General features: G+C 77.2%; 4 protein-coding genes and 1 pseudogene. 1 reads left to right on the top strand and 4 read right to left on the bottom strand.

Annotation, left to right across the window (positions count from 1 at the left end):
- The 3 genes and pseudogenes from ACFV4F_RS21880 to ACFV4F_RS21870 form a co-directional block, all read right to left on the bottom strand.
- Positions 1 to 232 (bottom strand): annotated as a pseudogene (locus ACFV4F_RS21880) (N-acetylmuramoyl-L-alanine amidase); the annotation flags it as partial.
- Between the two features lie 7 nt (positions 233 to 239).
- Entirely contained in the window at positions 240 to 1,475 is a 1,236-nt protein-coding gene (locus ACFV4F_RS21875; RefSeq protein ID WP_380504668.1) for a hypothetical protein, read from the bottom strand.
- 126 nt (positions 1,476 to 1,601) lie between these two features.
- On the bottom strand, positions 1,602 to 2,261 hold the full coding sequence (locus ACFV4F_RS21870; protein ID WP_380499679.1) for a class I SAM-dependent methyltransferase: 660 nt from the start codon (positions 2,259 to 2,261) through the stop codon (positions 1,602 to 1,604).
- Between the two features lie 170 nt (positions 2,262 to 2,431).
- On the opposite strand from ACFV4F_RS21870, the gene ACFV4F_RS21865 reads away from it, so the two are divergent.
- On the top strand, positions 2,432 to 3,520 hold the full coding sequence (locus tag ACFV4F_RS21865; protein WP_380504666.1) for a Zn-dependent alcohol dehydrogenase: 1,089 nt from the start codon (positions 2,432 to 2,434) through the stop codon (positions 3,518 to 3,520).
- A 60-nt stretch (positions 3,521 to 3,580) separates the two neighbouring features.
- Here the strand turns inward: ACFV4F_RS21865 and ACFV4F_RS21860 are convergent, their stop codons facing one another.
- Entirely contained in the window at positions 3,581 to 3,751 is a 171-nt protein-coding gene (locus ACFV4F_RS21860; protein ID WP_380443386.1) for a hypothetical protein, read from the bottom strand.
- Positions 3,752 to 4,274 lie beyond the last annotated feature (523 nt).

Raw genomic sequence — 4,274 nt, 5'->3', positions numbered from 1 at the left:
GTGTGTCACCGCCCGCGGGGGCGGGGGGGGGGGGTCTGCGGGGGGGGGCCCCCCGGGGGGCGGCTCGCGGGGCGCCCGTGCCGGTGGCGGCCGTCGCGCCGGCGGGCGCGTCGTGGCTGACGGCCTGCCAGCCGAACCAGCCTGCGAGGCAGAGCGGTACGGCCGCGCCGACCACCGTCGTGGTGCGCAGCAGGGCGGAGCGGCGGGGAGGGCGGTTCGTCGGGCCGGTCACGAGCGGTTCAGATCCTGTCCTGGGTCCGTGCGGTGAGGCCGAACGCGTCGGCGATCGGCTTCCACTTTCCGACGAAGTCCTTCTTCGCCTGCGTCGCCTGGGGGTTGAGCTCGTCGGCGTGCTTCTTGTCGGCGGTGGTCGGGGCGGTGCCGGAGCAGCCCTGGCCGGCCACCGAGCGCGCCCAGGCCGCGTACGCCCGGTCGATGTCGGCCGACAGCTGCCAGGCCGACTTCAGCGACTGGATGGCGTCCGCGCCGCCCGGGACGTCCGAGGCGCTCAAGGCGCCCAGCTTGCGCAGCAGTTCGTCGCGCTGCTTGGCGCCGTTGTCGAACACCTGCGCCGCGTCGGCGATGTCGGGCTTGGCCGGGCAGCTGCTGACCTTCGCCACCGCGCTGCCGATCGGGGCCTTCGCGCTCTCGCCCTGGGTGAGCAGGTCGTCCAGCGCGCCGGCCTGGGCCTTGGCGTTCGGCCCGGCGGTGGTCGCGGACGGGCTGGGCGTCGCGCCCGCCGAGGCCGGGTCGGTCGCGGCGGCGCTCGGGTCGCCGGCCGAACCGCTGGGTGCCGGGGCCGGCTGCGGGGTGCCGGACGCTCCCGGGTCGGTGGCCGTGGCGGCCGGGGCGGGCGCGGCCTGGTCCTTCTTGCCGTTGTCCTTGACCGCCATCAGCAGGCCGCCGCCGACCGCCAGCACCAGGAGCAGCGCGAAGCCGATCAGCAGGGGCGCCTTGCGGTTGGTGGGGCGCTCCTCGTCGTCGTCCAGGTCCTCGTAGCCGGCCGGGTGGTCCGGCTGGGCCGGGTAGCCGGGCCGCGGCGGGTACTGGTAGCCGGGGCCGGGGTACGGGCCGGGCGCTTGCGCGGCCGCCTGGGCGCTCGCCTGGGCGCTCGCGTGGGCCGGGAACGGCGACGCGGGAGGGACGGGCGGGGGCGGCGGCGCGGCGGACGGGAACGCGGGCGCCGTCGGCGCGTCGTAGCCCGGGGCCGTCGCCAGGTACGGGCGGGCGCCCAGCGGCGGGCCCTGGTCGCCGACCCCGCCCGGGCCGGGCGGCGGGGCCATGGGGCGCGCGGGAGGTGCGGGAGGTGCGGGAGGCGCCTGGGGCGCGGCGTCGGCGGGCTGCTGCGGCTGGTTCGGCTGGGGCCGGCCGGGCTGCTGGGGGGCGGGCTGCTGGGGGCCGCGGACCCAGCCGCCGGCGCCGCCGCGGGCGGTGGGGTCCCAGACCGCCGGAGCGGTGTTGTTCTGGTCCGTCATGTGCCGCTAGCCCCCACCATCCGCCGTCGCTCTGTCCGGTGCCGCCGTGTCCCGCTGCCGCTCGCTGCCTGCTGCGGCGCGGCCACCGTACCCTCCGGACCCCCGCCCGGCGGCTCCGGCACGACGTTAGAGCATCGGTGCACGCCTGCGCAGCACGCGCAGCGAACCGGTGACGGAGACCTCCTCGAAGCCCTCCGCGAGCGCCCGCAGGTACACCCGGTAGGGCGCCTGGCCGCCGTCCGCCGGGTCCGGGAAGACGTCGTGCACCACCAGCAGGCCCTCCGGGGCGAGGTGCGGCACCCAGCCCTCGTAGTCGCCGGTCGCGTGCTCGTCGGTGTGCCCGCCGTCGATGAACACCAGGCCGACCGGACGGCCCCACAGCGCCGCGATCCGCGGCGACCGGCCGACCAGCGCCACCACGTGCTCCTCCAGCCCGGCCGCGTGCAGCGTCCGGCGGAACGCCGGCAGCGTGTCCATCAGCCCGACCTCGGGGTCCACGAGCGTCGGGTCGTGGTACTCCCAGCCCGGCTGCTGCTCCTCCGACCCCCGGTGGTGGTCCACCGTCAGCGCGACCGTCCCGGTCTCCCGGGCCGCCGCGGCCAGCAGGACCGCCGAGCGCCCGCAGTACGTCCCGATCTCCAGCACCGGCAGCCCGGTGCGCCGCGCCGCCGTGACCGCGGCCGCGTACAGCGCGAGGCCCTCGTCGACCGGCATGAACCCGGTGGCCGCCTCGAACGCCGCCACCACCTCGTCCGCCGGACGGACGCTCTCCAGCAGGTCGGACATGGGGCGACTCCTCGCGACGGGGTGGGATCCGGGTACTCCGGTCGGACCCTACTCGACGGTACGTCCGCGCTTCCTCCCGGGACCGCCGCTGGAACGTGTTCTAGTCGCCGCCCCGCGCCCGTGCCAGAATCGGCCCGACCGTGGATCCGAGGCACACCGGGAGCAGCCCCATGCGCGCAGCCGTTCTGCACAAGACCGGGCAGGACACGCTCGACGTCCGCGAGGACGTGACGGCGGTCGGGTTCGGGCCCGGCACGGTCAGGGTTCGGATGCGCGCGGCCAGCCTGTGCCACTCCGACCTCTCCGCGATGAACGGCGTGCTGCCCCAGCCGGCGCCGTTCGTGCCCGGCCACGAGGGCGCGGGCGACGTCGTCGAGGTCGGCGAGGGCGTGCGGTCGGTCGCGCCCGGCGACCGCGTCGTCCTGTGCTGGATGGCACCCTGCGGGCGCTGCGCGCACTGCGAGCGCGGCCGCGGCCACCTCTGCGTCGCGAGCCTGCGGCGCCTCGGCGCGCCCGGGTTCCGCTTCGAGGAGCGCGGCGCCGCGGTCGACGCGTCCGGGTTCTACGGCACCGGCTCGTTCGCCGAGGAGGTCGTCGTCGCCGAGGACGCCGTGATCAAGGTCCCCGCCGACCTCCCGTACGAGGCCGCCGCCCTCATCGGCTGCGGCGTCACCACCGGCGTCGGCGCCGCCGTCAACACCGCGCGCGTCGAGCCCGGCGCCTCGGTGGCCGTGATCGGGGCGGGCGGCGTCGGCGTGGCGACCGTCCAGGGCGCCCGGGTCTGCGGCGCGGGCCGGATCACCGTCGTCGACCCCGTGGTCTCGCGGCGCGAACGGGCACTGGCCTTCGGCGCCACCGACGCCATCGCCCCGGAGGACCTCAAGGCGACCGCCAAGGGCCTGCCCGGCGGCGGCTACGACTACGTCTTCGAGGCGGTCGGCCGCTCGGCCACCGTCCGCGCCGCGTACGACGCCACCCGGCGCGGCGGCGCGGTCGTCGTGATCGGCGCCGGGGCGCAGGACGACCTCGCGCAGTTCACGATGGGCGAGCTGTTCTTCAACGAGAAGCGCCTGCTGCCCTCGCTCTACGGCGGGGCGCCCGTGCCGTCCACGATCGCGCTGGTCGTCGACCTGTGGCGGGCCGGGCGGATCGACCTCGACGGCATGGTCACGCACCGGGTCGCGCTCGCCGACGTCAACGACGCGATCGCCCAGATGCGCAGCGGCGAGGCCCTGCGGACGGTCGTCACCCTGGACTGAGCGCGCGGAGGGCCCGCCGGGAGCTCTTCCCGGCGGGCCCTCCGTCAGCCCTGGTTCTCGTCAGCCCTGGTTCGCAGCGCGGTGGCGGCCGTGCGCGCCGGCCTCGGGGCTGTCGTCGGCGGAGGACAGGCCGCGGTGGCGGCCGTGCGACGCGGTGTCCTCGGCCGTGATCTCGTCGGCGTCGGTCCCGTTGGTCGCGGGGCCGGTGGTGTCGGTGAGGGTGTCGGACATCAGAATCGTCTTTTCCGTGCGGAGCTTGCAGATGCATCGGCGCCCCGCCCGGCACTGTGAATGCGCGGTCGGGCCCCCGTTTCGGGCGCAGGAACCGCGCCACAGCCGGTGATCGCGGCCCGTGCCCCGGCCACCATAACGGCCGCGGCGCCCGAGATCCTATCGAGATCCTGACACCCCACCCCGGGGGCACCCACCCCGCCCGGCCCCGCCCCCGCCGAGACCCTGACCACCTCCGGCCCGGGGGCACCCACCCCGCCCGGCGCCGTCCCGGCCTGGCCCCGCCGAGACCCTGACCGCCTCCGGCCCGGCAGCGCCCACCCCGCCCGGCGCCGTCCCCGCCGAGACCCTGACCACCTCCGGCCCGCCAGCACCCACCCCGCCCGACGCCATCCGCCTCCGACCGGTGGTTGCCCCTGCCCTGCCCCGGCCACGGGAGATCCTGATCCCACGCCCGGCAGCGCACAGCCCGCCGACGCCAGCCTCGTGCAGCGCCTTCCGTCCCCAGCCACTGACCGCCTGC

The sequence above is a fragment of the Kitasatospora sp. NPDC059722 genome (genome assembly GCF_042733235.1).
In the GTDB taxonomy this organism is placed as follows: Bacteria; Actinomycetota; Actinomycetes; order Streptomycetales; family Streptomycetaceae; genus Kitasatospora.
Note: the sequence above shows the minus strand (reverse complement) of the source record. Positions and strands in the feature narration are given on the sequence as shown.